Here is a 24,579-nt window from a genome sequence, read left to right as displayed (position 1 = left end):
GTCAAACTTACAACGATAACGAATGTTAAAGCACTATGCGGATAATGAAAGGCATATTTTTTTTGCTGATGGCTTTTGCCGGCCAACAGTGCTTATCGCAAAAGCCGCCTCCATTGCCGCATGGTATGGTGTTCGGCATAAAACCCACAGATATTGCACCAACAGCCGCTTCGCAAATAGAAGCATCCATGGCGAAGAAAACGCGCGTAACAACCGCTATTGTAGGCCGGGTTATCCGGGTAACTAAATCAAAAGGCGGCTGGTTTGAAATGGATGCCGGCAAGGGTAAAATAATTAACGCGCATTTTAAGAATTATGGGATCAACCTCCCGAAAGCTTTGCGCGGGCGGATTGTAATTATAGAAGGTGTTGCCCAGAAACAATTTATAGCAGATGATATGCAGTACTTTGCAGGAGATACGGTGGTGGGGGCCAGGCAGCATAAGATAAATGTAAGGCCTACGCAGCGATTAACTTTTGAAGTGAGGGGATTAATGGTGGATGAATAGGGTTTGTCATCCTATACAAACATAGCTTGACAATTGGGTTTTAGCTGTATCAGGGCAAAAAAATAGCGATGGGTTGAAAAGCCATCGCTATTTTTTATAAAACGTTTTGCTTGCCTATGCAAACTTCGCTTCCTTGGTCAAAACCGACAGTTCTAAATGGAACGATTCTGCAAATAATTCTTTTACTTTTTGCACTATTTCTGCACGGTTTACGGTAGAGGCATCGCGACGGCATTTCAAATAATGTTCGCGTGCTATCTTTTCAGCCAGATCGCCAATCGTTTTTACTTTAAGCTCTTTGCCAAAACGGCCGGCAAGCCTTAAGCCGGCTATAGAAACAATTAAACCAAGGGTAGCTACGGTGCTGTTTATCCAAAATAAAGCGACGGACCCAACAAGCAGCAGTCCGAACATCCAAACTACCCAGGGTTTAGGCTGCAGCAGGTTCATGTGAAAACCCATCTCCGCTTCAATATCTGCAACCACTTCAATACGATTATCGCGGGGAAACAGCTCGCAAAGTTTGGTTTGGGGTTTTACCAGGTATTTTTCTGTTGGGTTTTTAGCGTTGATGGCGCTACGCAGTTTGTAAAAAGCCTGCTGCGTAGTGCAGCTATCTGCCTGCGCGTGTTTAACCTTTGCTACCACTACATCGCATAACGCGCCAAAGGTTTTTGCCTCTTTTAAATCGTTATCCGCGAAGGCGATATCAAACGATTTTTCTATCTTAAGCAATACATCGCCAATATCTTCGGCGTCGAAGTTGTTTAAATTAAGGCCAGGGGTGGCGCTTTTTATGTTAAGTTTCAATACGATCGAACTAAATTAAACCATTGTTTACAACAGCAATTGCGGCTGCAATAAACCTATAAAAATTCAAATTCCAAAAAGTGGAGTGAAATTTATTTACTCAGGTACATTGATTTTTCTTTATACAAATGCCTGAAATACGGGTCCTGCAGATTAGGGATAAACCTGATCGCTTCACCTGTCGATTTCATTTCGGGGCCTAATTCTTTGTTCACTTCGGGGAATTTATCGAAAGAGAATATTGGCTCTTTGATGGCATAGCCCCATAGCTTGCGCTCTATGGTGAAGTCTTTCAGTTTGTTAACTTCCAGCATCACTTTAGCCGCAATGTTGATATAAGGAACATCATAAGCTTTGGCGATGAAAGGCACTGTGCGCGATGCGCGCGGGTTGGCCTCTATCACGTATACCGTATCGTTCTTCACCGCAAACTGGATGTTGAGTAAGCCACGCACGTTAAGCGCGCGCGCAATTTTCTCGGTGTATTCTTCCATCTGGCTGATCACGCTGTCGCTCAGGTCGAATGGTGGCAATACAGCAAATGAATCGCCCGAGTGGATCCCCGCAGGCTCTATGTGCTCCATCATACCAATGATGTGTACATCGTCGCCGTCGTGGATAGAATCTGATTCTGTTTCAGATGCACGATCCAGGAAGTGGTCGATCAGTACGCGGTTGCCCGGCAAGTTTTTCAGCAGGTTCACTACCGCTTTCTCCAGGTCCTCATCGTTTATTACAATACTCATGCCCTGGCCGCCTAATACATAACTTGGGCGCACCAATACCGGATAACCCACTTCGTGTGCTACAACCAATGCTTCTTCGGCACTTTCTGCTACGCCGTATTTGGGGTAAGGGATACCAAGCTCTTTCAGCAAATCGCTAAAACGGCCACGATCTTCGGCGATGTCCATATTATCGAACGAAGTGCCGATAATTTTGATGCCGTGCTCGTGCAGTTTTTCGGCCATCTTTAAAGCGGTTTGGCCGCCAAGCTGTACAATAACACCATGTGGTTTTTCCAGCTCGATGATCTCGCGAACATGCTCCCAATAAACCGGCTCAAAGTAAAGCTTATCGGCCATGTTAAAGTCGGTAGAAACCGTTTCCGGGTTACAGTTGATCATAATAGCCTCGAAACCGCTTTCTTTAGCGGCAAGCAAGCCATGTACACAGCTGTAATCAAATTCGATACCCTGGCCAATACGGTTAGGGCCCGATCCTAATACGATGATCTTCTTTTTATCTGATACGATGGATTCGTTCTCTCCCTCGTAAGTTGAGTAGTAGTATGGTGTTTTGGCGGCAAACTCAGCAGCGCAGGTATCCACCATTTTGTAAACGCGGCGTATGTTTAATGCTTTGCGGCGCTGGTAAACATCTTCTTCGGTAACGTTGCCTAAAATGTAGGCTATCTGTGTATCCGAGAATCCTTTTTGTTTAAGCGTGAAGAAGAAATCTTCGGGGATGTTGTTTAATGAATAGCGGCGAAGCTCGTTCTCCATATTCACCACTTCCTGTATCTGGTTCAGGAACCAGCGGTCAATTTTAGTTGCCTTGCGGATAGACTCTACCGGTACACCCAGGCTCATGGCATCGTAGATGTGGAAAAGCCTGTCCCAACTTGGTTTTTCCAGGCTGTGCATAATTTCTTCGAGGTTGCGGCTTTGGCGGCCGTCGGCACCTAAGCCGGCACGACCGATTTCCAAACTCTGGCAAGCCTTCTGTAGCGCTTCTATAAAGCTGCGGCCAATACCCATTACCTCGCCTACCGATTTCATGGTCAAACCAAGCTCGCGGTTAGCGCCTTTAAATTTATCAAAGTTCCAGCGGGGGATCTTTACAATAACATAATCCAACGTTGGCTCAAAGTATGCCGAGGTTGTTTTGGTGATCTGGTTCTCTATTTCATCCAGGTTGTAACCAATGGCCAGCTTTGCAGCAATTTTAGCTATTGGGTAACCGGTTGCTTTTGATGCTAATGCCGACGAGCGCGATACACGCGGGTTGATCTCGATGGCGATGATAGATTCATCGGCCGGGTTTACCGAGAACTGTACGTTACAGCCACCTGCGAAATTACCAATGGCGCGCATCATTTTGATGGCTTGGTTGCGCATCGATTGGTAGCAGCGGTCGCTCAATGTCATGGCAGGTGCCACGGTAATCGAGTCGCCGGTGTGGATCCCCATAGGGTCGAAGTTCTCAATGGAGCAAATGATGATTACATTGTCGTTACCATCGCGCAATAGCTCCAGCTCGTATTCTTTCCAGCCTAAAACAGCTTGCTCCACCAATACCTCGTGGGTTGGTGAAGCCTGCAGGCCGCGGCTTAAAGCGGCGTCAAATTCTTCTTTTTTGTGTACAAAGCCAGCACCTTTACCACCCAGCGTATAGCTTGGGCGTATCACCAGCGGGAAACCAATTTCCTGCGCAGCTTCTTTACCTTCGAGGAATGAGTTGGCAATTTTTGAGGTTGCAACGCCAACGCCAATATCAACCATTAACTGGCGGAAGGCTTCGCGGTTCTCGGTTTTTTCAATCGCGGCTATATCAACACCTACAATTTTAACACCGTATTTTTTCCAGATGCCTTGCTCGTCAGCCTCAATACAAAGGTTAAGCGCGGTTTGGCCGCCCATGGTAGGCAGTACGGCATCAATTTTTTGTTCGATAAGAATTTTCTCGATGCTCTCGCAGGTAAGCGGCAACAGGTAAACATGATCGCCAATAACCTTATCCGTCATGATGGTGGCGGGGTTGCTGTTGATGATGGATACGGTAATGCCTTCTTCTTTTAGCGAAAGGGCAGCTTGCGAGCCGGCGTAATCAAATTCGCACGCCTGGCCAATAATAATAGGGCCAGAGCCGATGATCAGGACGGATTTGATGGAGGTATCTTTGGGCATAGGGCTTTTTTTAATTAAAAAGTTCTAAGATAAGAAGTCAAAGTATATCAGTATGATAACGATTTTTCCTATGCACTGAAGGCGAAATTCCCGACCTCAGTGTCGGGGTGCAAAGATACGCTTTGTTGAAACATTTTAAGCTTTTTTTTAGAATTAATGATTTAGTGTGTTTTGTACATTTAACAAGGCGTTAAATTGTGCTGTAAAGCAATCAATTAAAACCGGCAGGCGCACCCGTAATAAGCGCGTGTATTATTCTTTATGCACGTCCTTAAACTTTAGCATTTCGGCCAGGCGCAGTTCTTTTTCAGTATCAAAACCGCAGGATGTGGTAAACTCTTTTGGATTAGAATAGGTGCCAAAAAGCATATCCCACCAAACAATATCGCCGTAATTATTGGTGTGTTTTTCATATTCGTGATGGATGCGATGCATCTCCGGGCGTTGAAAAATGTAGCCTATCCACTTGGGCGTTTTTATATTGGTGTGGTAAAAAAACTCTCCCAAAGCCGTGCATAAGGTGTAAATGGCACCGGCTGCAGGGTTTAAACCTAATAAAGTATAAACCAATAGGCTGCCGATTACCGAGTTGACGAACATTTCCAGCGGGTGTTTGTAAAACGAGGTGATCACCTCTATACGCTGTGCGCTATGATGGATCTGGTGGAAACGTGTCCACAAAAAATCGCTCTCGTGGCGCCACCTGTGCCACCAGTAAAAAATGAAGGTGGCAATAAAGTAAGCGATAACGCCACCCAGCCAGTCGGGCATGTGATTGGATAAATGAAATGCCGAATAGCCCGACAGCCATTTTTCCCAACTGTAGCCGGCCAACACTACAATGAGCAATTGGGCAAAATTTATTGCCAATACACGGATGGCCCAGGTGGGTACTTCCGGCAGTTTCCATCCTGGGATGGTTTTTTCTATCACAAAACAGATAGCGAACGCGGTTAAAATGATGAGTAGCATAATGATTTGTTCTTTTACCAAATCTCGCTACGTTTTGCCCCTATAAGTTTTGACTAAAGTCAAAATCGGTTAGTGCCTTGCGCGGATTCTGCTCAATGTTTCCTGCTTGATACTGAGATAGCTGGCAATTTGCCCTAAAGATGCTTTTTGGAGGATGCCAGGGTAAGCAGATAAAAGTCTTTCATAGCGCTGGGTTGCGGTTAGGGTTTGCAGGTTAATGGCCCGCTCTTCGCTTTTAATGTAATATTGCTCGGTAATGAGGCGGCCAGTAAGGTTAAGCTCCGGGAAGTTCTTATACAGCAATTGCAACTGGTCCCAGTTGATGGACTGTAGCACGCTATCTTCCAGCACCTGTATGTTTTCAAACGATGGCTTCCGCGAGAAAAAGCTGTAAACCGATACAATAATATCACCCTCGCGCATAAACCAGCTGGTATATTCACTTTCTCCCTTGTGATAGTAAGCCCTAACAAACCCTTTTTTGATGAAATAAATGCGTTGCGATACGCTGCCGGCCTTTAGGATAAGGCTTTTACGGGCAACGGTTTCCTCTACCAGGTATCCGCGCAACGCCTCCTGTAGTTGTGGCGACAGTATGCTAATACTATTGAGAGTTTGAATGAGGCCGGTAGTTTCCAAAATATTTTTTTGCTGCAATTTAACATATCGAAACTAAATTGAAATTATAACGTACTATTACATATTAAACTACCCCCGGCCATCATGAAAAAACACATATTTATTTTTGCAGCATCCGCGCTGTTTTTTGTAAGCTGCGGCACTGTGCAATCAATAATCAAATCAAGCTTTCCGTATACCGCCACGCTGGTTATACCCGCATCATCTGCAACAGGAACAACATTAACGGCTACAAGCCAAGGGAATAGCTTCGACCAAAATTTTGCAAAAAATGGGAACAATGGCGCACAAGTAAGCGATGTGCATATTGTATCGGCAAAAATGGTTGCAACCATCCCCTCCGATTTTAATATAGGCAACCTGGTATCGGCAAAAATATATATGGCAAAAGCCAACGGAGATGGTGAGGTGCTGGTTGCTTCGCGTACGGATATTGGCTCAAACAGCGGCAACAACATTGTATTGGATATTGATAACACCCACTTTTTAGACGAATTGGTGCGTGAAAAAAGCGTGCGCATAAAAATGGTTTACCAGTTGCGGAACAAAATAAGCCTTGATGCCAGCTTGCGGGTGGTGCTTGGGATCACAGCAGATCCAACTAAGTAATTTATCCGTCCTGCAGTAAAAAGTTTATCGGTACAGCGTAAGTTACCCTTATCGGCTTGCCAAAGCGTGTTCCGGGGATCCACAAAGGTGAGTTTTTTATTACCCGGGAGGCTTCTTTGTCCAGCCCCGGGCTCACAGATTTCTGTACCCTGACGTCGGTAACCCTGCCGTCCTTTTCAACAACAAACTGCAAAATAACAACGCCGTATATTCCGTTTTTTCGCTCAAGATCAGGGTATATGATGTTCTTGCCCAGGTAGTTGCCAAAAGCCCTGTTTCCGCCGTTAAACTTGGGGCTCGTCATCCTGGTGCCCGCATAAGTGAATTTGGCTCCCGCGCTGTCTATCATAGCGCCCGCTATCAAATTGCCTTCTTTGTAGGTTTCGGTAAAGGTAACCTTAAGGTTTTTATCGGTGCCGTTCCAAATGCTGTCGCGTAAACCATTCTTCACACGGCCCTCCTCGTCTATATATTTAAATTTTGAGTCGAAGCCTTTATAGTAACCCCGCCCATCCACCACAAGCTTGTTGCCAAGCGAATCTGAATTAGCCGTAATTAAATAATTTTCAGCAAAAATGTTGTCTGTTTTTACGCTGTCGGGATATTTTAAAATTCGGTATACGGTGCCGTTTGGGTAAAATTCGTAAGCGGCGCCAACGGTTCCTTTGTCCGATTGCTGGTAGAGGCTTGCCCGTTTGCCGTTTTCAAAAAAACGCACAACTTGGCCTAAATACCTCGGCGGATCGATCTTGGTGGACTTCCCTATCGTTTTTTTAACCCCGTTCTTGTAAAACTCAATAACGTTATAAAGCACCGAGCCGGAATCCGGCAGGGTTACCACCCGGATAAAGTCGGCACTATCCTTAGCGGTTACGTACTTGCCGTTATTTTTAAGAAAGTATACATTTTGCTGGGCGCGACCAAAGAGTGTCGCGAAAACGAGGAGAAAAGAAAAAACTAATTTCATTGATCAGCAGGGTTTGGGCCCTGCTAATTTATTTAATTAATTTGTTATTGGCGTCTGGAAAAATAAGGATGGGCTCATAATTTCGGGCTTCTTCGGCCTCCATGTACGCATAGCTCATGATGATAATGATATCGCCTACCTGGGCAAGCCTTGCGGTTGCGCCGTTAAGGCATACAGTACCGCTACCGCGTTCGCCCTTTATTACGTATGTTTCAAAGCGGGCACCGTTGTTGTTGTTAACTATCTGTACCTTTTCGTTGGGGATAATATTGGCGGCCTCTATCAGGTCTTCATCAATGGTAATGCTGCCTACGTAATTCAGTTCGGCCTGGGTTACCTTAACACGGTGAAGTTTCGATTTTAAAATCTCAATAATCATAATTACATGTCACCTATCAATAATCCTACCGCTTATTTATTGCAATGAAGCAGCGGCTTTAAAATGACGGTGCAAAGATACGAGTATTTTTTTGTTCACAGGTAGTTGCCAATAGGTCATCGTTTGCAGATGCTATGTGCTGTAATTATGGCAGATGTTGCCGACTGTCACAAACATGGTCATCAGTCATTAACTACCTGATCACCACGTTATCTATCAGGCGGGTTTTGCCTACCCGCGCCGCGGTAAGTGCCACAATTGAGATTGAGTTTTCGTTGGCCGGTAGCAGTGTTTTCCCATCGGCTATTTCAATATACTCAGGGTCAACACCGGGTTCGCTTTGCAGCATGGCCATGGCATCCTGTTCTAATTGAAAGATGTTCTTAATATCAAAGTTGGTTTTAAGCCAGTTTAAAGTTTTAGAGAGGATGAGGGAATGTTGCCGGTCATCGGCAGTTAAATGAATATTTCGCGAACTCATAGCCAATCCATCAACTTCGCGCTCTATGGGGCACATCACCATTTTTACCGGAATGTCTAAAATCTCCACCATCCTACTTACTACCATAAACTGCTGGTAATCCTTTTGCCCCAAATACAGGGTGGTTGGTTTCACAATATCGAGGAGTTTATAAACCACTTGCGTTACACCCTGGTAATGCCCCGGGCGAAACTCTCCCTCCAGCAAAAACTCCAGTTGGCCTATATTTAAATGCCAATGCTCATTATCATCATAAATTTCTGATACCGGCGGATTGAACAAAATATCGCATCCTGCGGCTTCCAGTTTACTAATATCGGCGGCAATTGGGCGCGGATAATTCTGTAGGTCCTTCGGGTCATTAAACTGTGTAGGGTTCACAAAAATGCTGCAAACAACCACATGGTTGGTGGCTTTGGCTTGTTCTATTAAGGAAATGTGGCCGCGGTGCAAGGCGCCCATGGTGGGTACAAAGCCAATAGTTTTACCATTTAAACGGGTTAAATATTGCTGAATTTCGCTTCGGGTGCTGAATATCTTCAATGGATTATTGGCTGGAAAAATTTGCTAAAGGTGGGCAATAGATTAAAAATTACCAAATAGGCTTGCATTATTGGTTGCCAGTTGATATAATAATGCTTATATTTGCAGACTCAAATTTTTTGACTTCTTACATTTTAAAATTCTGATTTAGTGATGGGTAAATCTAAGCTTTTGTTCATAACTCATGAAATGTCTCCTTTCCTCGAACTCACAAAAATTGCCGAAATAACACGCCAGCTTCCGCAAGCAATGCAGGAAAAAGGCTACGAGATCCGCATTTTAATGCCGCGTTTCGGGAATATCAACGAGCGCAGGAACCGTTTACATGAAGTTATTCGTTTATCAGGGATGAACATCATTATCAACGATAATGATAACCCGCTGATCATAAAAGTTGCATCTATCCCGGCGGCGCGCATGCAGGTTTACTTTTTAGATAACGAAGAGTACTTTCAGCGTAAGCATGTATTTGCAGATAAAGACGGTAAATTTTATGCCGACAATGACGAGCGTACGATCTTCTTTTGCAAAGGCGCGTTAGAAACGGTTAAGAAATTAGGCTGGGCTCCTGATGTTATCCATTGCCACGGCTGGATGAGCGCTTTAGTACCTGCGTATTTAAAAACCACTTACAAAGACGACCCTACCTTTAAAAACTCAAAAGTAGTTTACTCTATTTACGAAAATGAGTTTACCGAGAAGATGGATGCCGATTTTGCACGTAAAGCCGTTATGGGCGATATGACAGAAGCGCATACCGAAGTTTACAAAGAGGGTACCAATTCTGCCATGTATGCCGGTGCTATCCAATACAGCGATGGCATTGTACTGGCCAGCGAGAACATTAATGCAGATGTGTTAAATAATGTTAAAAACAGCAATAAATCGGTATTGGATTACGTTTCCACTGCAGATTACGAAAATTATTACAATTTTTACGACGAAATCACCAGCGACGAATTGGTGCATGTTGCATAAGCTTTAAAACTATATATGAAATTTTACAAATTAGGCTTATTAACCCTGTTAATAAGTCTTTTTATTTTGAGTAGCTGTAAAAACCAGGACGGCATAGGTTTAGGTATTGATGCCGGCAACCAGCTTAACGGTACATTATTAGCCGACACTAACATCACCGTAACCAATACTTTAGAAGATTCCGTAGCTACTTCGGCTCTTTTCAGAACCCCGCTTTCTTATTTTAAGGACCCTGAGTTTGGCATAACCGAATCTAATATTGCTGCACAGCTTACTTTACCCGGCGGTGCCGCTTACACCTTGCCCACCGGCACAATCACCATAGACTCGGCTGTATTGGTGCTGCCTTATGCGGCAAGCGGTTTTTACGGAGATTCGCTTACTTCGAAATTTAAGATAGATGTTCACCAGCTGAACGAGAAGTATGTTGGTACAACTTATTATAACAACAGGCAATGGGATTACAACCCCGCACTGTTAGGCACCAAAACTTTTACAGCCCGCTCGCACGACACCCTTCGCATAACAGAAATTGTGGATGGTGCGCCGGATACGATCAGAAAGGTTTCGCCGCAGGTGCGTATTCCAATTAGCCAGGCTTTTCTTAACACGTATTTTTTCAATGCGCCTGCTACCAACCGTTCTTCTACATTGGCGTTTCAAAATGCAGTGAAGGGCATTTATTTAACATTGGATAAAGCCGGTACTACAGGCCCCGGTGGCAACCTCATGTTTTCACTGGACTCTACCAGGATAGATATTTATTTTAGAGCAGAATCCACCACCACCGATACGGTTAAGATCTCATTGCCAATAGCCTCTGGTAATCATATGGCGTCAGTTAAGCACACCTATAGCGCCAAAGTACAGGCCGCTTTAAATAAAACATCAACAGATGGGCTTATTTATTTGCAAGGCCTTGCCGGCTTACGTGCCAAAATTGAATTTCCCAATATTAAAAACACATTTGCAGCTGTGGGTGGCGATGTAATTATTAACCGCGCCGAATTGGTTATTAAACCGGCACCGGGTACAACTGTGCCGTATGCAGCATTAAGCAGGCTTACCATGTACCAGCTCGATCTGGCCAAGCAGCGGATCAGAATACAGGACGCATCAACCAGTGACCCGAGAGGGGTTAACGGCCCATCATTCTTTAGTGGTTTTTACAACAAGGCAAACGGCGAATACCACTTTTTGGTGACCGCTTATATCCAGGATCTGATTAGAGGCAAAACGGTAGATTATGGTACTTACATAGCGGCGGTAGACCCTACGATTGCTACGTTGATCAACATTAACCCGACAGCAACCTATGCTGAGCGTACCATAACGCCGGGTAAAAACTCTCCCAACCGCATCAAGCTCAATATTATCTACACCAAGATAAATCAATAGCCCTGCGCAACTTATCGGCAAAATCAATGTTTATTACTTAACAAACATTGATTTTGCTGCATTAAGGCTATTTTTGCAGCCATACTCTAAACTTTAATATATGTGCGGTATAGTTGGCTATATAGGTTACCGGGATGCATATCCCATTATTATAAAAGGTTTACACCGACTGGAGTACCGCGGCTATGACAGCGCCGGTATAGCTCTGGCAGATAAAGGCCTTAAGGTTTATAAAAAGGCCGGCAAGGTTAGCGATCTGGAGAACTTTGTAAAAGGCCTCTCCCTTACCGCTACGGCAGGCATGGGCCACACCCGCTGGGCCACGCACGGCGCACCAAGCGACCGTAATTCGCACCCCCACTCATCCGGCGACCGCAAGCTTACCATCATCCATAACGGAATTATTGAGAACTATGTAGTTCTTAAAGAGGCGCTGACGGCTAAGGGGCACACCTTTAAAAGCGACACCGATACCGAAGTGTTGATCCACCTGGTGGAGGATATCCAAAAAACTACCGGCCTTGATCTGCAGGAATCTGTTCGCCTTGCGCTCAATCGTGTTGTTGGTGCATACGCTATTGTAATTATGAGTGCCGATAGCCCCGATGAGCTGATAGCCGCCCGTAAAGGCAGTCCCATGGTAATTGGCGTTGGCAAAGGCGAGTACTTTATTGCTTCTGACGCTACGCCGATAGTAGAGTACACCAAAAACGTTATTTATCTAAATGATAACGAGATCGCCTACATTAAGCGGGATGATCTGTTGATCAAGAACATCGACAATACGGTGCAAACGCCATACATACAAGAACTTTCATTAAAGCTGGAGATGCTTGAAAAAGGCGGCTATGACCACTTTATGATGAAGGAGATCTACGAGCAGCCGCGGTCCATCCGCGATTGCCTGCGTGGCCGGATCTACCCTACCAAAGGGCTGGTGCAGTTGGGCGGTATTAAAGAGTATGTGGAAAAGCTAAAGAATATCGACCGCATCATTATCGTTGCCTGCGGTACATCATGGCACGCGGGCCTCGTAGGCGAATATCTGATAGAGGAATACGCCCGGGTACCGGTAGAGGTTGAATATGCATCGGAATTTAGGTACCGCAATCCCATTATCACTTCAAAGGACCTGGTGATAGCCATTTCGCAATCAGGCGAAACGGCTGATACAATGGCCGCGATTGAGTTGGCCAAAGAGAGAGGTGCAACTATATTTGGTATTTGCAATGTGGTTGGCGCTTCCATACCAAGGCTTACCCATGCCGGGGTTTATACCCACGCAGGGCCGGAAATAGGCGTTGCGTCTACAAAGGCATTTACCGCGCAGGTTACCGTGTTAACTTTAATTGCCTTTTACATAGCGCAGCAAAGAGGCACCATTACCCAGGGTAAGTTGGTGGAACATCTTACCGAACTGAACGAGATACCCGATTTGGTTACGCGCACCCTAAAAACCAACGACCAGGTAAAACTTATTGCCGAGCGTTTTAAGGATTCGCCAAATTGCCTGTTTCTTGGGCGTGGCAGTTCATTCCCGGTTGCGCTGGAGGGCGCTTTAAAGCTTAAGGAGATCTCTTACATTCACGCCGAAGGCTACCCGGCCGCCGAGATGAAACACGGCCCAATAGCCCTGATAGATGCCGATATGCCGGTGATATTTATCGCCACGCAAAACTCGTCGTACGAAAAGGTAGTAAGTAATATACAGGAAGTAAAGGCGCGCGGCGGCCATGTTATAGCCATCGTATCCGAAGGGGATACCGATGTTAAAGAAATGGCCGAATATGTGATAGAGATACCCCAAACCGGCGAAGCTTTTGTGCCGCTGCTGGCTACCATACCTTTGCAGTTGCTTGCTTACCACATAGCCGTACTCCGCGGCTGTAATGTAGATCAGCCAAGAAATTTGGCAAAATCGGTTACGGTAGAATAGTTTTTAGATGTGAGATAAGATATTTATCATCACCAAATAGATAGAGCGCCGGCGCAATGCCGGCGTTTTTGTTGGAGGATTTTATCTCAAATCTCATATCTAACATCTCAAATCTTTTTAGCTCCATAGAATAAAACAATGTTTTTTATATTCGCATAGTTTATATCTATCAAACAATGACCATCACCCAACTGGAATATATTATAGCCGTTGATACTTACCGAAGCTTTGTAGGCGCCGCCGAAAAATGCTTTGTAACCCAGCCTACGCTAAGTATGCAGGTGCAAAAACTGGAGGATACCTTGGGTGTAAAACTGTTCGACAGGAGCAAACAACCCGTTATCCCTACAGAGATTGGCAGCGAGATCATCGCCCAGGCGCGGGTGCTGCTTGCCGAGAGCGAAAAAATAAAAGAGATCATCAGCGACAGGCAAAAAGAGCTTTCCGGGGAGTTGAGGGTGGGCATTATTCCTACCGTTGCGCCATATATACTGCCAAAGATCATACAGGGTTTTGTGGAGAAATATCCCGGCGTGAAGCTCATCGTTTGGGAGCAAACAACCGAACAAATCATCCAGCAATTAAAAATGAGCACGCTGGATTGCGGCATACTGTCCACCCCGCTGCATGAAAGCAGCCTTACCGAGGTGCCCGTGTTTTACGAGAATTTTGTGGCTTATGTATCAAAAAACAGTAAACTCTCCAAAAAGAAAAACATTGTACCCGATGATATTGATATGGAAGAGATCTGGGTGTTGAACGAAGGACACTGCATGCGGGAGCAAGTGCTGAACATTTGCCAGCGCCGCAAGGCCACCAAAGGCTACCAGCATTTTGAATACAATACCGGCAGTGTAGAAACCCTGAAACGCATGGTGGATATGAACAACGGCGCCACCATTCTCCCCGAACTGGCTCTGGCCGATTTGAACGAAAAGCAGTTGGATAAAGTACGCTATTTTAAAAGCCCCGAGCCCGCCCGCGAAGTAAGCATAGTAATGCACCGCAACTTTTTAAAGCGGCGGATGATAGAGGCCCTCAAAAACGAGATACTAAATTTTGTGCCTAAACGGCTGAAGAGTAAGAAGAAGAAAGAGATAATGGATATCTAAGGGGCGCATTAGCAAACCCCTATCGTCATGTTGATTTGTTTCAACCCCCCACATGCAAGGTCTTGAATTTGCTTAACCACCTGTCCCGTGGGGTGCCGAAATAACGGCATGACGGATAGATGTTACTCCTCGCTTGTAACCACCTTCAAAGCCTCGCGGATCTTCTCCGCTGTTGCAGCCAATTCTTCCTGGCTTGGCGATAATTTGGGGCGGGCAAAATTCATATCATCCACACGGTTCATGGGTATTAAGTGGATGTGTGCATGAGGTACCTCCAGCCCGATAACTGCTACGCCTACCTTTTTGCAAGGGATAGCTTTCTTTACACCAATGGCTACAATTTTAGTGAAGATCTGCAGCTCGTTGTAAGTAATATCATCCAGATCAAAAATATAATCTACTTCTTTTTTAGGGATAACCAGCACATGCCCTTCTGCCAGCGGACTAACATCTAAAAACGCCAAAAAATCATCGGTTTCGGCAACCTTATGGGCTGGTATTTCGCCTGCTATTATTCTTGAAAAGATGTTCATTTGTAGTTGTAGGTTGTGGGTGTAAAGTTTTGAGTTTTGAATGGCCAGTGCCCACTCAAAACCCTTAACTCAAAACTAACGGGATACTTCCAGTATCTCAAATTCAATTTTACCTGCGGGTACGGTTATCTCAATAGTTTCGCCTACTTTTTTGCCTAAAAGGCCCTTAGCAATTGGCGATGCTACTGATATTTTACCGGTTTTCATATCCGCTTCGCTTTCAGATACCAGCTGGTAGCTCATGGTAGCGCCGTTCTTCAGGTTCTTTATTTTTACGATAGATAATGCCAGCACCTTAGATGCATCCAGTTTAGACTCATCCAGTAAACGGGCATTTGCCAGCGTTTCAGACATCTGGGATATCTTGGCTTCGTGCAAGCCCTGTGCTTCTTTGGCGGCATCGTATTCCGCGTTTTCAGACAGGTCGCCTTTATCGCGGGCTTCGGCAATTTGTTTTGATATATCAGACCTGCCGGTAGTTTTTAACCGTTGTAATTCTTCTTTTAATTTTTCTAAACCTTCTTTGGTGTAGTAAGAAACATCTGCCATTGTACAGTATTTAATAAATTATTTACATTGAGCGCCAAAAAAAACCGCCCTACTATTTCTAACAAAATAGAAGAGCGTGGTGGCCTTAAAAACAAACAAGACTACGTCGGCCGGGCCTGCATAGTCTTGTTTAGTGTAAAACGAAGATAAGATAATTAAGTTTTAATATCCAAATTTTTGTTTTGAGGGGTCAACGATTGAAAATGATTTTTTTGATTTCACCGACAAGAAACTACTCACCACTTTCTATTCAGTACTCACCGGCAACGCCAATAGCTTTGCCGCCATTACTTCGCTTATTTTGCGGTAGCTGTCAAATGTCCAACCGGCAACGTGGGCGCTCAGGATAACTTTACCGGATAGGCGCAACTCATCAAACCAGGCTTGCTCTCCCAATGCTGGAAATTTTTCAACTTCCAGCACATCCAGCCCGGCACCTATTATTTTATTTTGTTTGATGGCGTTTAAAACGGCGCTTGTTTTTACAACCTTACCACGGGCGGTATTAATTAAAAAGATAGGCTTTTTAAAGTGAAACAAAAACTCATCATCCACCATGCCATTGGTTTCGCGGGTGAGCGGAATGTGCAGGCTCAGCACATCGGCGTGTTTTACAATTTCCTCCATACTTACCTCGCGGGCGTATTTATCGCTAAAGCCGGTTTTGTATTTATCATAGGCCAATACACCCACCTGGAAACCCGACAGCTTGCGTGCAAAGCTTTGCCCCATGTTGCCATAACCTATGATGCCAATGGTTTTACCCTTTAATTCGTGCCCGCGGTTTGCCTCTCGCTGCCAACTGCCGGCGCGGATCTGTGCATCGGCAATGTTTATGTTGTTCATCAGCGATAGCAATAAGCCGATAGCATGTTCGCCTACCGCATCGGAGTTTCCCTCTGGCGCGTTAATAAGAGCGATGTTGCGTTCGATTGCGTAAGCCTCATCTATATTATCCATCCCGGCCCCTGCGCGGCAAATGAAACGCAGCTTTGGTGCCTGGTCTATCACCGCCTTATCTACCCGGAACTTGGAACGGATAACCAAACCATCGTACTGGTTCAGTATACTGATGGCTTCATCGGTTTTGATGGTTGGCTGGTAATCGCAGCTGTAACCCGCAACTTTGGCACGTTCAATAAATATAGGGTGGATATCGTCAACGATGAGGATGTTGTTTTTCAATGCTTTGATGTTATAACGGGCAAAATTACAAATTTCGCCGGTGTTTGTCTGAACTCGAATTTTTGGAACTAACGAATTTAAACCAATCACCACAAATTCTTTCAATTCTAAAAATTCGTTTAATTCGAGTTCAGACAAAAGCATCCCCTGCCATACCTGCCGCCTTTTTAAAACTGGCACGTAAATAGCACATACTTATATGCGGATACTTTAAGCCGCATCAAAAAATGAAACTACCATTTAAACAAGCACGCATAGATATAAAACAGTACGCCGAAAAACTATCGCACGATGGCTTTAAACAGATCTTTGACCATATAGACCAGTTCAACATCAAAAAAGGGGTGGATAAAATGGGGCTGGATAAATTCATTAATCAATGCGCCTACCTCGCGGCAGGTTCCGGCGCCATATCCGGCAGCGGCGGTATTATCACCATGGTAGTAGGTATGCCGGTAGATTTTGTGAACCTCATTACCCAGCAATTTAGGGTTACAATGGCCATTATGTACTACAGCAGGGGTAATTATAGGATCACCTTCGAAGAATTTATGGGCCTGGTAGCAGCCTCGTTTAAAATAGAAGCCGGCGTAGCCATGACTAAAACCGTTATGGAAAGCGTTGCCGAAAAGTTATTGCTTGCCTTTGGCGTACGTACTGCAGAACGTTTGATACCGGTTGTCGGCGCTGTAATTGGTGGCACGGCAAACTACCTGTTTGTAAAACGCATGGCCGATTCGGTAAAGAAATCGCAAGGGATCGTTGGGCCGGTGGAGATTAAAGTTTACTAAGCTTTATTCGCCGTTATCTCATTCGTCAGCTTCACAAAATCTTCCACACTTAAACGCTCGGCTCTCAGGTCGAGCGTTTTATTTTCGGTCATTTTTTCTTTGTTGATAAGGGACGATAGGGCGTTTCGCAAGGTTTTTCTGCGCTGATTAAAGCCGGCTTTCACCACCTGCCAAAAGAGTTTTTCATCACAACCCAGGGTTTCGGTTTCGTTGCGGGTTAATCGTATAACGGCAGATAATACCTTTGGCGGGGGGTTAAAAACGCCTGCTTTCACCGTGAATAAATATTCAACCGTATAATAAGCTTGCAGAAATACACTCAGGATACCATATTCTTTACTGCCCGGTTTGCTGGCGCAGCGCTCGGCCACTTCTTTCTGGAACATACCTACCACTTCCACCACCTGCTTGCGGTTATCCAAAATTTTGAAAAGTATTTGGGAGGAGATGTTGTAAGGGAAATTGCCAATCACAGCCATTTGCGGTTGAAAAATTGCCAGGAAATCCAGCTCCAGGAAATCGGCATTGATCAGATGAGCACCTAAGGCCGGGTACTTCTTTTGAAGGAACGTGTACGATTCGGTATCGATATCTATCAAAAAAACCTCGTATTCGGCCTTCTGCAACAAAAAATCCGACAGGATACCCATGCCCGGGCCAACCTCCAGCACCTGTTTGTATTTATCAGCAGGGCGCAGGCTCTCCACAATTTTTTGCGCTATATTTTTATCAGTAAGAAAGTGTTGGCCTAAATGTTTTTTTGCTCTTACTAATGTCATTATGCAAGTATATTTAAGCAAATTAAGGCATATTTGCGCTTTATTAAGGAATTATAAACTTAAAATCTTTTTATTTGCAAATAAGCAGGAAGCGTAAGGCTCAAAGCTTAAAGCAATTACATTAACCGGTTAAGCCTTTCTGCCTATTAATAGTTTCGCGATAAAATCTGTGAAATCTAATTAATCTGTAGATCGTCAAAAGATAATCGGTGTAATCACAAAACTATGAGCGATAAACCTAAAATAGGCATAAGTATTGGCGATGTTAACGGTATTGGATTAGAGATAATCATCAAAACCCTGGCCGATGCAAAAATATATGATTACTGCACCCCCATTATTTACGGGCATACTAAGGTAGCATCCTTCCACCGTCGCGCCACGCAGATCAGCGAGTTGAATTTTAATGTAATAGGCGATGCATCGCAAGCAATTGCAAAGCGCGCCAACATGATCAACTGCTGGGAAGAAGACGTACGCATTGAACCAGGTACGGTTACTGCAGATGGCGGTAAATATGCTTACCTCTCCCTGCAACGCGCCACAGATGATCTGCTGAGCGGCATGATAGAGGGCCTGGTTACCGCGCCTATTAATAAAGACAATATCCAGAGCGAAGACTTTAACTTTCCGGGCCATACCGAGTACTTGCAATCGCGCGATAACGCGGATGAATCGCTGATGTTTTTGGTGAGCGAGACCCTGCGCGTTGGCGTGGTTACCGGCCATATCCCGGTATCAAAGATCTCGGAAAGCATTACTACCGAAAAAATTATTGCCAAACTAAAGCTGATGCACAGCAGCCTTCGCGATGATTTTTGGATCCGCAAACCAAAGATCGCTGTACTGGGCCTTAACCCCCACGCCAGCGATAACGGCCTGATAGGGTCCGAAGAGAAAGACGTAATTATACCGGCAATAGAAGAAGCCCGTGCGCATGATGTTTTGGCTTTTGGGCCATACTCTGCCGATGGCTTTTTTGCCAACGGTACGTACCTGCAGTTTGATGCTGTGCTGGCCATGTATCACGATCAGGGGCTGATCCCTTTTAAGCAGATAGCGTTTGAAACAGGTGTTAATTACACCGCAGGGTTGAGTTTTGTACGCACCTCGCCCGACCATGGTACCGCGTATGATATCGCAGGTAAAAACATGGCTTCGGAGATCTCTTTCCGCGAGGCGCTGTTCACTGCTCTGCACATTATCAAGCACCGCCGCGAAACTGCCGAGTTAAACGAAAACCCACTTTTATTTAGTAAGCTAAGCCGCGACAGGGACTAAAGGCAACTTTTGAGATACTGTTTTAAACAAATTACCGTTTACTTAAAACATTTATCTCTAAAATACATTTCCCTGTTTAATGAGTAATTTAATTAACCGCATCAGGTCAATTGATGCGTTTCGTGCGGTTACCATGTTCCTGATGATCTTCGTGAATGATCTTGACGGCGTACCCAATACGCCCGAATGGCTCAAACATGCAGCTGTAGATGCCGATGGATTAGGATTAGCCGATACGATATTTCCCGCGTTTTTATTTATTGTAGGCCTGGCCATACCGTATGCTTTTGCGCACCGTTCAAAAAAGGAGGATGCAAAGATCCCGATGCGCATTATCACGCGCTCATTCGCGCTCATATTTATTGGTTTTTTCCATGCCAATATGGAAACCTACGACGAGTTGAACGCTATTTTGCCACGCCCTGTTTGGGATAGCCTGGCCACCTTTAGTTTCTTTTTTATCTTTTTAGATTACAGCACAACCACATCTAAGCTTAAGCGCTATTTATGCCAGGGTTTTGGAGTGGCCCTGTTGATAACTGTTTGCGCCGTTTACAAAAGCTCCGACCCGGGGCACGCATGGCTGCATTTAACCTGGTGGGGTATCCTGGGGTTAATTGGCTGGTCGTATCTTATTTGCGCGTTCATTTACCATTATTCTGATGGGGCGCTATGGGTGCAGGTAGCGGCCTGGCTTTTCTTTATGTTTTTTAATATCGATTACCATTTTGGCTTGCTCAACTTTTTGGCACCGGTGCAACGCTACGTATGGATATCGGGCAATGGCGCTATGCAGGCATTTACCATGGCGGGCATTTTTGTTTCGGTGCTTTACATACGGCTTACGCAGAACGGCGAACTGAAAATGCTTTGGGTAGCTATGTTTTTGATCGCTATTATTTTGTTTAACCTCGGCTTTATTGTTAGATATTTTAGCGGCGGCATCTCCAAAATGCGCGATACCCCTTCCTGGGTGCTTATTTGTACCGGCATCAGCCTTATTGTATACGCCGTATTTGTTTTTGTGGTAGATACCTGCAAAAAGTACCATTGGTTTAAGGTGATAGAACCCGCAGGCACCAACACATTTACCTGCTACCTGCTGCCCTATTTATTTTACCCCATGTATCAAATGAGCAATTTTAACTATCCCCAATACTTTGATCAGGGCACCGGCGGACTCATCCGTTCGCTGCTGTTCGCGCTGGTAATTGTTTGGTTGAGCGGGCTGCTCCAGCGGATAAATATCAAACTGAAGATATAATTGGTGAGTGGTTGCGCTTCTGCTATGAACCATCACCTATGAACTATGAACCCATTATATTTTATGTATCCAGGGGCAGCAATGGTAAAATGCTTTCCTCAGCGTGTCTTTTGGGATGCCGGTGGCGGGCAGTTCGCCGGGGTACGTTTTTTCAAACACTTTTACCATGCAATCGCAAAGTTGGGCTTTTTGCTGTTTGGTACCTGCGGCGCCCGGCAGGTTTAGTTTAAGCCGGCTGGTTATGGTATCCTTTACGGTTTGCTTGTATTCGGGGCTCCAGCCGCTGCAGGATGCTAACGTTAAAATCACAGAAAGAAAGAGTAGGGTTCTTTTCATCATTAAAAATTTGAAGCTAAAATAAATAAAAAATGCGTTGTTGTGCTATCATGGCCAAAGCTGTAAGCAGGCTTTAGATAGCCGAATTTTTGGTTGTCAAATTCATCGTTTTTTGCCCCTTTTTGTGCCTTTTTGCTTTGTTGTTTATCTTCGTTTCGTGTTTTCTCAAAGCCTATGTTTATAACCTCGTTTCTATTTAAAAAAAACAGTTTCCAGTTTTAGGAATTTTACCTACATTTGCGGGCTAATTGTTGCTCATTGAAATCGCTAAGGACATACGCAATCCCTTTCACCGGCTTAAAGCTGGGTAAACACCTTTTTGAATATGAAATAGGTGAGGATTTTTTTAAAGAGTTTGAATATTCTCTGGTAAAAAAGGCCACCCTGCATTGCAAGGTTGAGCTGGAAAAGCAGGAAACCATGCTTATCCTTAACTTTAATATCACCGGAACGGTTACGGCCACCTGTGATAAATGCCTGTCGGAATATCAGCAGCCGATAGCTATTGAGGAGCAGCAGATAGCCCGTTTCAGCGAAGAAGAAATGGGAGAGGATGATGAAATTATTACCCTCGGTAAGAACGATCACGAGATTGATATTGCCGGGTTGATATATGAATATGTTACCGTTGCCATGCCATTTGTTGCATTATGCAGCAACCAGGGCGACGGAAAGCAGTGTGACGAGGAAATGCTTGAAAGCTTGAATAAGCTATCGGTAAATGACGAACAAACAGAGAAAATAGACCCAAGATGGGACGCTCTGAAAAAATTAAAGTAAATTAAACAACAGGATCATGCCACATCCAAAAAGGAAAATTTCGAAATCGAGAAGAGATAAACGTCGTACGCACGATAAAGCGTTAGCGCCAACCTTAACTACTTGCCAAACTACCGGCGCTGTACATTTGCCACACCGTGCTTACACTGTTGATGGTAACGTTTACTTCAACGGTAAAATTCTTATTGAGAAAGCAGTAGCAGTATAAGTTAATTTTCTGAAATGAAGATTGGCTTAGATATAATGGGCGGCGATTACGCCCCCAAGGCGGCCGTTTTAGGAGCGATAGAAGCGTGTAAAACGCTCTCTGCCGGCCAAAAACTGGTGCTTATTGGCGATAGAGATATCGCGGTTACTATTCTTCAGGAAAACAACTTCAGCCCCGATAACTTTGAGTTTGTACACACAACCGAAGTTATCAGCATGGGCGAACACCCTACCAAGGCTATCGTACAAAAGCCCGATTCCAGCATTGCTGTGGGCTTTAAAATGCTGAAGGAAAATAGCATACAAGCTTTTTCATCTGCAGGTAATACCGGTGCTATGCTGGTAGGGGCTATGTTTAGCGTAAAAACCATACCTGGTGTTATACGCCCGGCTATGACAACCATTGTACCCAAACTTAAAGGCGGTTTGGGTATTATTTTGGATGTAGGCGCCAACGCCGATTGCAAGCCCGATGTGCTTGTACAATTTGGTGTGTTGGGCAGCCTGCTTGCCGAATCGGTTTACAACATTCCAAATCCCCGCATCGCCCTGATGAACATTGGTGAGGAGGAAGAAAAAGGCAATTTGCTTGCCCAGGCCACATACCCTTTAATGCGCGATTCGAAGTTGTTTAACTTTGTGGGCAATATAGAGGGGCGCGACCTATTTGAGGATAACAACGATGTAGTAGTTTGCGACGGTTTCACAGGCAATGTGATCCTGAAGCTGGCCGAATCGTTCTACGTTATCACTTTAAAGAAAAGATTGAAAGACGAGTTTTTCGACCGCTTTAATTACGAGCAATACGGTGGCAGCCCTATCCTTGGGGTAAACGCACCGGTTGTGGTGGGCCATGGTATCTCCAGCCCCGAAGCCATCAAAAACATGGTGCTTTTATCAAAAAACATGATCGAGACCAACCTCATCGATAAAATTAAACAGGCTTTTCAGTAAAAAATATGAGTAAGATCCATGCCGCTATTACCGCAGTAAATGGTTACGTGCCCGATTATATCCTCACCAACCATGAACTGGAAACGATGGTGGAAACCAACGACGAGTGGATAATGAGCCGTACCGGTATCAAGGAACGCAGAATATTGAAAGGCGAAGGAATGGGCACATCTGAAATGGCCGTACCGGCTGTTGAGGGTCTGCTAAAAAAACGCGGCATAAGCGCAGAGGAAATCGACCTGATTATTTTTTGTACTGTAACGCCGGACCTTACCTTCCCCGCAACCGCAAACATACTGGCTCATAAAATCGGCGCGAAGAACGCATGGGGGTATGACCTTCAGGCAGCATGCTCGGGCTTTTTGTTTGGACTGGCTACCGGTGCACAGTTTATAGAGAGTGGCAAGCATACCAAAGTGTTAGTTGTGGGCGGCGATAAAATGTCGTCGATCATTAATTATGAAGACCGTGCTACCTGTATCATATTTGGCGATGGCTGCGGTTGCGCCTTACTTGAGCCTAATGATGAAGGTTTGGGCATCATGGATTCTATTTTGAAGACAGATGGTTCGGGAGCGCAGCTCCTTTATCAAAAAGCCGGCGGCTCCGTTCGCCCGGCGTCGCACGAAACTGTTGATAATAAAGAGCACTACGCATACCAGGAAGGCCAGGCAGTATTTAAATTCGCCGTTACTAACATGGCCGATGTTGCCGCCGAGGTTATGGAACGCAACAGCCTTACTGCCGATGATATTGCATGGCTGGTGCCGCACCAGGCAAACAAGCGTATTATTGATGCTACCGCTAACCGTACAGGTATAAGCGCTGATAAGGTTATCATCAATATAGAGCGTTACGGCAATACCACCAATGGGACTATCCCACTGTGCTTATGGGAGTGGGAAAGCAAATTTAAAAAAGGAGATAACCTGATACTGGCTGCTTTTGGCGGTGGGTTTACCTGGGGTTCTATCTATTTAAAATGGGCCTATAACTCGTAAATGTGCAAATGTGAGGATTTCAGATGTGCAGATGATGATTTGCACGGATCAATCAAACATCTGCCCAACAATTAATGTTACTTAACTTATAATAAAACGCCGGGGAGCTAATTTTGCATGTTTGTGTATTGCACATCTGCACATTAACGTATACCTTAGCTTATAAACTTATCCAAAACCAATTACCTCCAACATGGATATTAAACAAATTCAGGATCTTATACGCTTTGTTTCCAAATCGGGTGTAAACGAAGTTTCCATCGAACAAAAAGATTTCAAGATTACGATCAAAACCAACGAGGCAGCACCGGCAGTTTATCATGCTGCCCTGCCTGCGGCACCAGTTGCAGCAGCGGCCCCCGCCCCGGTTGCACCAGCACCTGAGCCGGTTGTAGCCGTAGCCGATACAAGCAACTACATCACCATAAAATCGCCGATGATAGGTACGTTCTACCGTTCGGCATCGCCGGAGAAACCACTGTTTGTAAACGTGGGCGACGAGATAAGCAGTGGCAGCGTGCTTTGCATTATTGAGGCAATGAAGCTTTTTAACGAAATAGAATCGGAAGTATCGGGCCGTATTGTGAAAATATTGGTTGATAACGCTTCGCCGGTAGAATACGACCAGCCTTTGTTTTTGGTTGAACCTAAGTAAATGTGCAAATATGCAGATGTGC

26 protein-coding genes are annotated in these 24,579 nt (G+C 44.9%); 14 read left to right on the top strand and 12 right to left on the bottom strand.

Annotated features, from left to right (window positions below; all coding sequences use genetic code 11):
• Positions 1-44: 44 nt before the first annotated feature.
• A complete protein-coding gene (locus tag ABIX36_RS10530) occupies positions 45-509 on the top strand; it encodes a DUF4920 domain-containing protein (RefSeq protein WP_348082125.1) in 465 nt (154 codons plus the stop codon).
• A gap of 114 nt (positions 510-623) precedes the next feature.
• On the opposite strand, the gene ABIX36_RS10525 is transcribed toward ABIX36_RS10530, so the two are convergent.
• The 4 genes from ABIX36_RS10525 to ABIX36_RS10510 all read right to left on the bottom strand — a co-directional run bounded on the left by ABIX36_RS10525 (position 624) and on the right by ABIX36_RS10510 (position 5,839).
• Complete coding sequence (locus tag ABIX36_RS10525; protein ID WP_348082124.1) at positions 624-1,319, bottom strand: hypothetical protein; 696 nt, start codon at positions 1,317-1,319, stop codon at positions 624-626.
• 92 nt (positions 1,320-1,411) lie between these two features.
• Positions 1,412-4,228, bottom strand: a complete 2,817-nt coding sequence (gene carB, locus ABIX36_RS10520) for a carbamoyl-phosphate synthase large subunit (protein WP_348082123.1) — start codon at positions 4,226-4,228, stop codon at positions 1,412-1,414.
• A gap of 252 nt (positions 4,229-4,480) precedes the next feature.
• Complete coding sequence (locus tag ABIX36_RS10515) at positions 4,481-5,221, bottom strand: sterol desaturase family protein (protein WP_348082122.1); 741 nt, start codon at positions 5,219-5,221, stop codon at positions 4,481-4,483.
• Between the two features lie 48 nt (positions 5,222-5,269).
• Complete coding sequence (locus tag ABIX36_RS10510) at positions 5,270-5,839, bottom strand: Crp/Fnr family transcriptional regulator (RefSeq protein ID WP_348082121.1); 570 nt, start codon at positions 5,837-5,839, stop codon at positions 5,270-5,272.
• Positions 5,840-5,923: 84 nt separating this feature from the next.
• Between ABIX36_RS10510 and ABIX36_RS10505 the strand changes: the two genes are divergently transcribed.
• Positions 5,924-6,448 carry a hypothetical protein gene (locus tag ABIX36_RS10505; RefSeq protein ID WP_348082120.1) on the top strand — a complete coding sequence of 175 codons (525 nt, stop codon included), beginning with the start codon at positions 5,924-5,926 and terminating at the stop codon, positions 6,446-6,448.
• Between the two features lies 1 nt (position 6,449).
• On the opposite strand, the gene ABIX36_RS10500 is transcribed toward ABIX36_RS10505, so the two are convergent.
• The 3 genes from ABIX36_RS10500 to panC all read right to left on the bottom strand — a co-directional run bounded on the left by ABIX36_RS10500 (position 6,450) and on the right by panC (position 8,818).
• Positions 6,450-7,415, bottom strand: coding sequence for a TonB family protein (locus tag ABIX36_RS10500; RefSeq protein WP_348082119.1), 966 nt, complete (start codon positions 7,413-7,415; stop codon positions 6,450-6,452).
• Positions 7,416-7,443: 28 nt separating this feature from the next.
• Entirely contained in the window at positions 7,444-7,794 is a 351-nt protein-coding gene (gene panD, locus ABIX36_RS10495) for an aspartate 1-decarboxylase (protein WP_348082118.1), read from the bottom strand.
• Between the two features lie 193 nt (positions 7,795-7,987).
• On the bottom strand, positions 7,988-8,818 hold the full coding sequence (gene panC / locus ABIX36_RS10490; protein ID WP_348082117.1) for a pantoate--beta-alanine ligase: 831 nt from the start codon (positions 8,816-8,818) through the stop codon (positions 7,988-7,990).
• A gap of 153 nt (positions 8,819-8,971) precedes the next feature.
• Here panC and ABIX36_RS10485 point away from each other — a divergent pair, with 153 nt between their 5' ends.
• The 4 genes from ABIX36_RS10485 to ABIX36_RS10470 all read left to right on the top strand — a co-directional run bounded on the left by ABIX36_RS10485 (position 8,972) and on the right by ABIX36_RS10470 (position 14,242).
• Positions 8,972-9,796, top strand: a complete 825-nt coding sequence (locus ABIX36_RS10485; RefSeq protein ID WP_348082168.1) for a glycogen/starch synthase — start codon at positions 8,972-8,974, stop codon at positions 9,794-9,796.
• Between the two features lie 15 nt (positions 9,797-9,811).
• Positions 9,812-11,194 (top strand): DUF4270 domain-containing protein, encoded by a 1,383-nt coding sequence (locus tag ABIX36_RS10480; RefSeq protein WP_348082116.1) that lies wholly within the window; start codon positions 9,812-9,814, stop codon positions 11,192-11,194.
• A gap of 100 nt (positions 11,195-11,294) precedes the next feature.
• Positions 11,295-13,130: a glutamine--fructose-6-phosphate transaminase (isomerizing) gene (glmS, locus tag ABIX36_RS10475; RefSeq protein WP_348082115.1), complete on the top strand. Its 1,836-nt coding sequence runs from the start codon at positions 11,295-11,297 to the stop codon at positions 13,128-13,130.
• A gap of 176 nt (positions 13,131-13,306) precedes the next feature.
• Positions 13,307-14,242, top strand: coding sequence for a LysR substrate-binding domain-containing protein (locus ABIX36_RS10470; RefSeq protein ID WP_348082114.1), 936 nt, complete (start codon positions 13,307-13,309; stop codon positions 14,240-14,242).
• A 122-nt stretch (positions 14,243-14,364) separates the two neighbouring features.
• Here ABIX36_RS10470 and ABIX36_RS10465 read toward each other — a convergent pair whose 3' ends face one another.
• From ABIX36_RS10465 to ABIX36_RS10455, 3 genes are all read right to left on the bottom strand, one after another.
• A complete protein-coding gene (locus ABIX36_RS10465) occupies positions 14,365-14,775 on the bottom strand; it encodes an HIT family protein (RefSeq protein ID WP_348082113.1) in 411 nt (136 codons plus the stop codon).
• 75 nt (positions 14,776-14,850) lie between these two features.
• On the bottom strand, positions 14,851-15,324 hold the full coding sequence (greA, locus tag ABIX36_RS10460) for a transcription elongation factor GreA (protein ID WP_348082112.1): 474 nt from the start codon (positions 15,322-15,324) through the stop codon (positions 14,851-14,853).
• A gap of 246 nt (positions 15,325-15,570) precedes the next feature.
• Positions 15,571-16,509, bottom strand: coding sequence for an NAD(P)-dependent oxidoreductase (locus ABIX36_RS10455; RefSeq protein ID WP_348082167.1), 939 nt, complete (start codon positions 16,507-16,509; stop codon positions 15,571-15,573).
• A 227-nt stretch (positions 16,510-16,736) separates the two neighbouring features.
• On the opposite strand from ABIX36_RS10455, the gene ABIX36_RS10450 reads away from it, so the two are divergent.
• The gene (locus ABIX36_RS10450; protein ID WP_348082111.1) at positions 16,737-17,300 is read left to right on the top strand and encodes a hypothetical protein; all 564 of its coding nucleotides are present in this window, start codon (positions 16,737-16,739) and stop codon (positions 17,298-17,300) included.
• On the opposite strand, the gene rsmA is transcribed toward ABIX36_RS10450, so the two are convergent.
• On the bottom strand, positions 17,297-18,079 hold the full coding sequence (rsmA, locus tag ABIX36_RS10445; protein ID WP_348082110.1) for a 16S rRNA (adenine(1518)-N(6)/adenine(1519)-N(6))-dimethyltransferase RsmA: 783 nt from the start codon (positions 18,077-18,079) through the stop codon (positions 17,297-17,299). The two genes, ABIX36_RS10450 and rsmA, sit on opposite strands and share 4 nt — an antisense overlap.
• Positions 18,080-18,304: 225 nt before the next feature.
• On the opposite strand from rsmA, the gene pdxA reads away from it, so the two are divergent.
• Entirely contained in the window at positions 18,305-19,360 is a 1,056-nt protein-coding gene (gene pdxA / locus ABIX36_RS10440; RefSeq protein WP_348082109.1) for a 4-hydroxythreonine-4-phosphate dehydrogenase PdxA, read from the top strand.
• Between the two features lie 79 nt (positions 19,361-19,439).
• Positions 19,440-20,624 (top strand): DUF5009 domain-containing protein, encoded by a 1,185-nt coding sequence (locus tag ABIX36_RS10435; RefSeq protein WP_348082108.1) that lies wholly within the window; start codon positions 19,440-19,442, stop codon positions 20,622-20,624.
• A gap of 54 nt (positions 20,625-20,678) precedes the next feature.
• On the opposite strand, the gene ABIX36_RS10430 is transcribed toward ABIX36_RS10435, so the two are convergent.
• Positions 20,679-20,963, bottom strand: coding sequence for a hypothetical protein (locus ABIX36_RS10430; RefSeq protein WP_348082107.1), 285 nt, complete (start codon positions 20,961-20,963; stop codon positions 20,679-20,681).
• A gap of 255 nt (positions 20,964-21,218) precedes the next feature.
• Here ABIX36_RS10430 and ABIX36_RS10425 point away from each other — a divergent pair, with 255 nt between their 5' ends.
• From ABIX36_RS10425 to accB, 5 genes are all read left to right on the top strand, one after another.
• Positions 21,219-21,740: a DUF177 domain-containing protein gene (locus tag ABIX36_RS10425; protein ID WP_348082106.1), complete on the top strand. Its 522-nt coding sequence runs from the start codon at positions 21,219-21,221 to the stop codon at positions 21,738-21,740.
• Positions 21,741-21,756: 16 nt separating this feature from the next.
• The gene (gene rpmF / locus ABIX36_RS10420) at positions 21,757-21,948 is read left to right on the top strand and encodes a 50S ribosomal protein L32 (protein ID WP_128533978.1); all 192 of its coding nucleotides are present in this window, start codon (positions 21,757-21,759) and stop codon (positions 21,946-21,948) included.
• 14 nt (positions 21,949-21,962) lie between these two features.
• Complete coding sequence (gene plsX, locus ABIX36_RS10415) at positions 21,963-22,901, top strand: phosphate acyltransferase PlsX (protein WP_348082105.1); 939 nt, start codon at positions 21,963-21,965, stop codon at positions 22,899-22,901.
• A 5-nt stretch (positions 22,902-22,906) separates the two neighbouring features.
• Positions 22,907-23,902 (top strand): beta-ketoacyl-ACP synthase III, encoded by a 996-nt coding sequence (locus ABIX36_RS10410; RefSeq protein WP_348082104.1) that lies wholly within the window; start codon positions 22,907-22,909, stop codon positions 23,900-23,902.
• A gap of 193 nt (positions 23,903-24,095) precedes the next feature.
• A complete protein-coding gene (gene accB, locus ABIX36_RS10405) occupies positions 24,096-24,557 on the top strand; it encodes an acetyl-CoA carboxylase biotin carboxyl carrier protein (RefSeq protein ID WP_348082103.1) in 462 nt (153 codons plus the stop codon).
• Positions 24,558-24,579: the final 22 nt, after the last annotated feature.

The organism is Mucilaginibacter sp., assembly GCF_039925265.1.
Taxonomy (GTDB): domain Bacteria; phylum Bacteroidota; class Bacteroidia; order Sphingobacteriales; family Sphingobacteriaceae; genus Mucilaginibacter.
The sequence above is the reverse complement of the archived record's forward strand: the minus strand, read 5'-3'. Positions and strand labels throughout refer to the sequence as shown.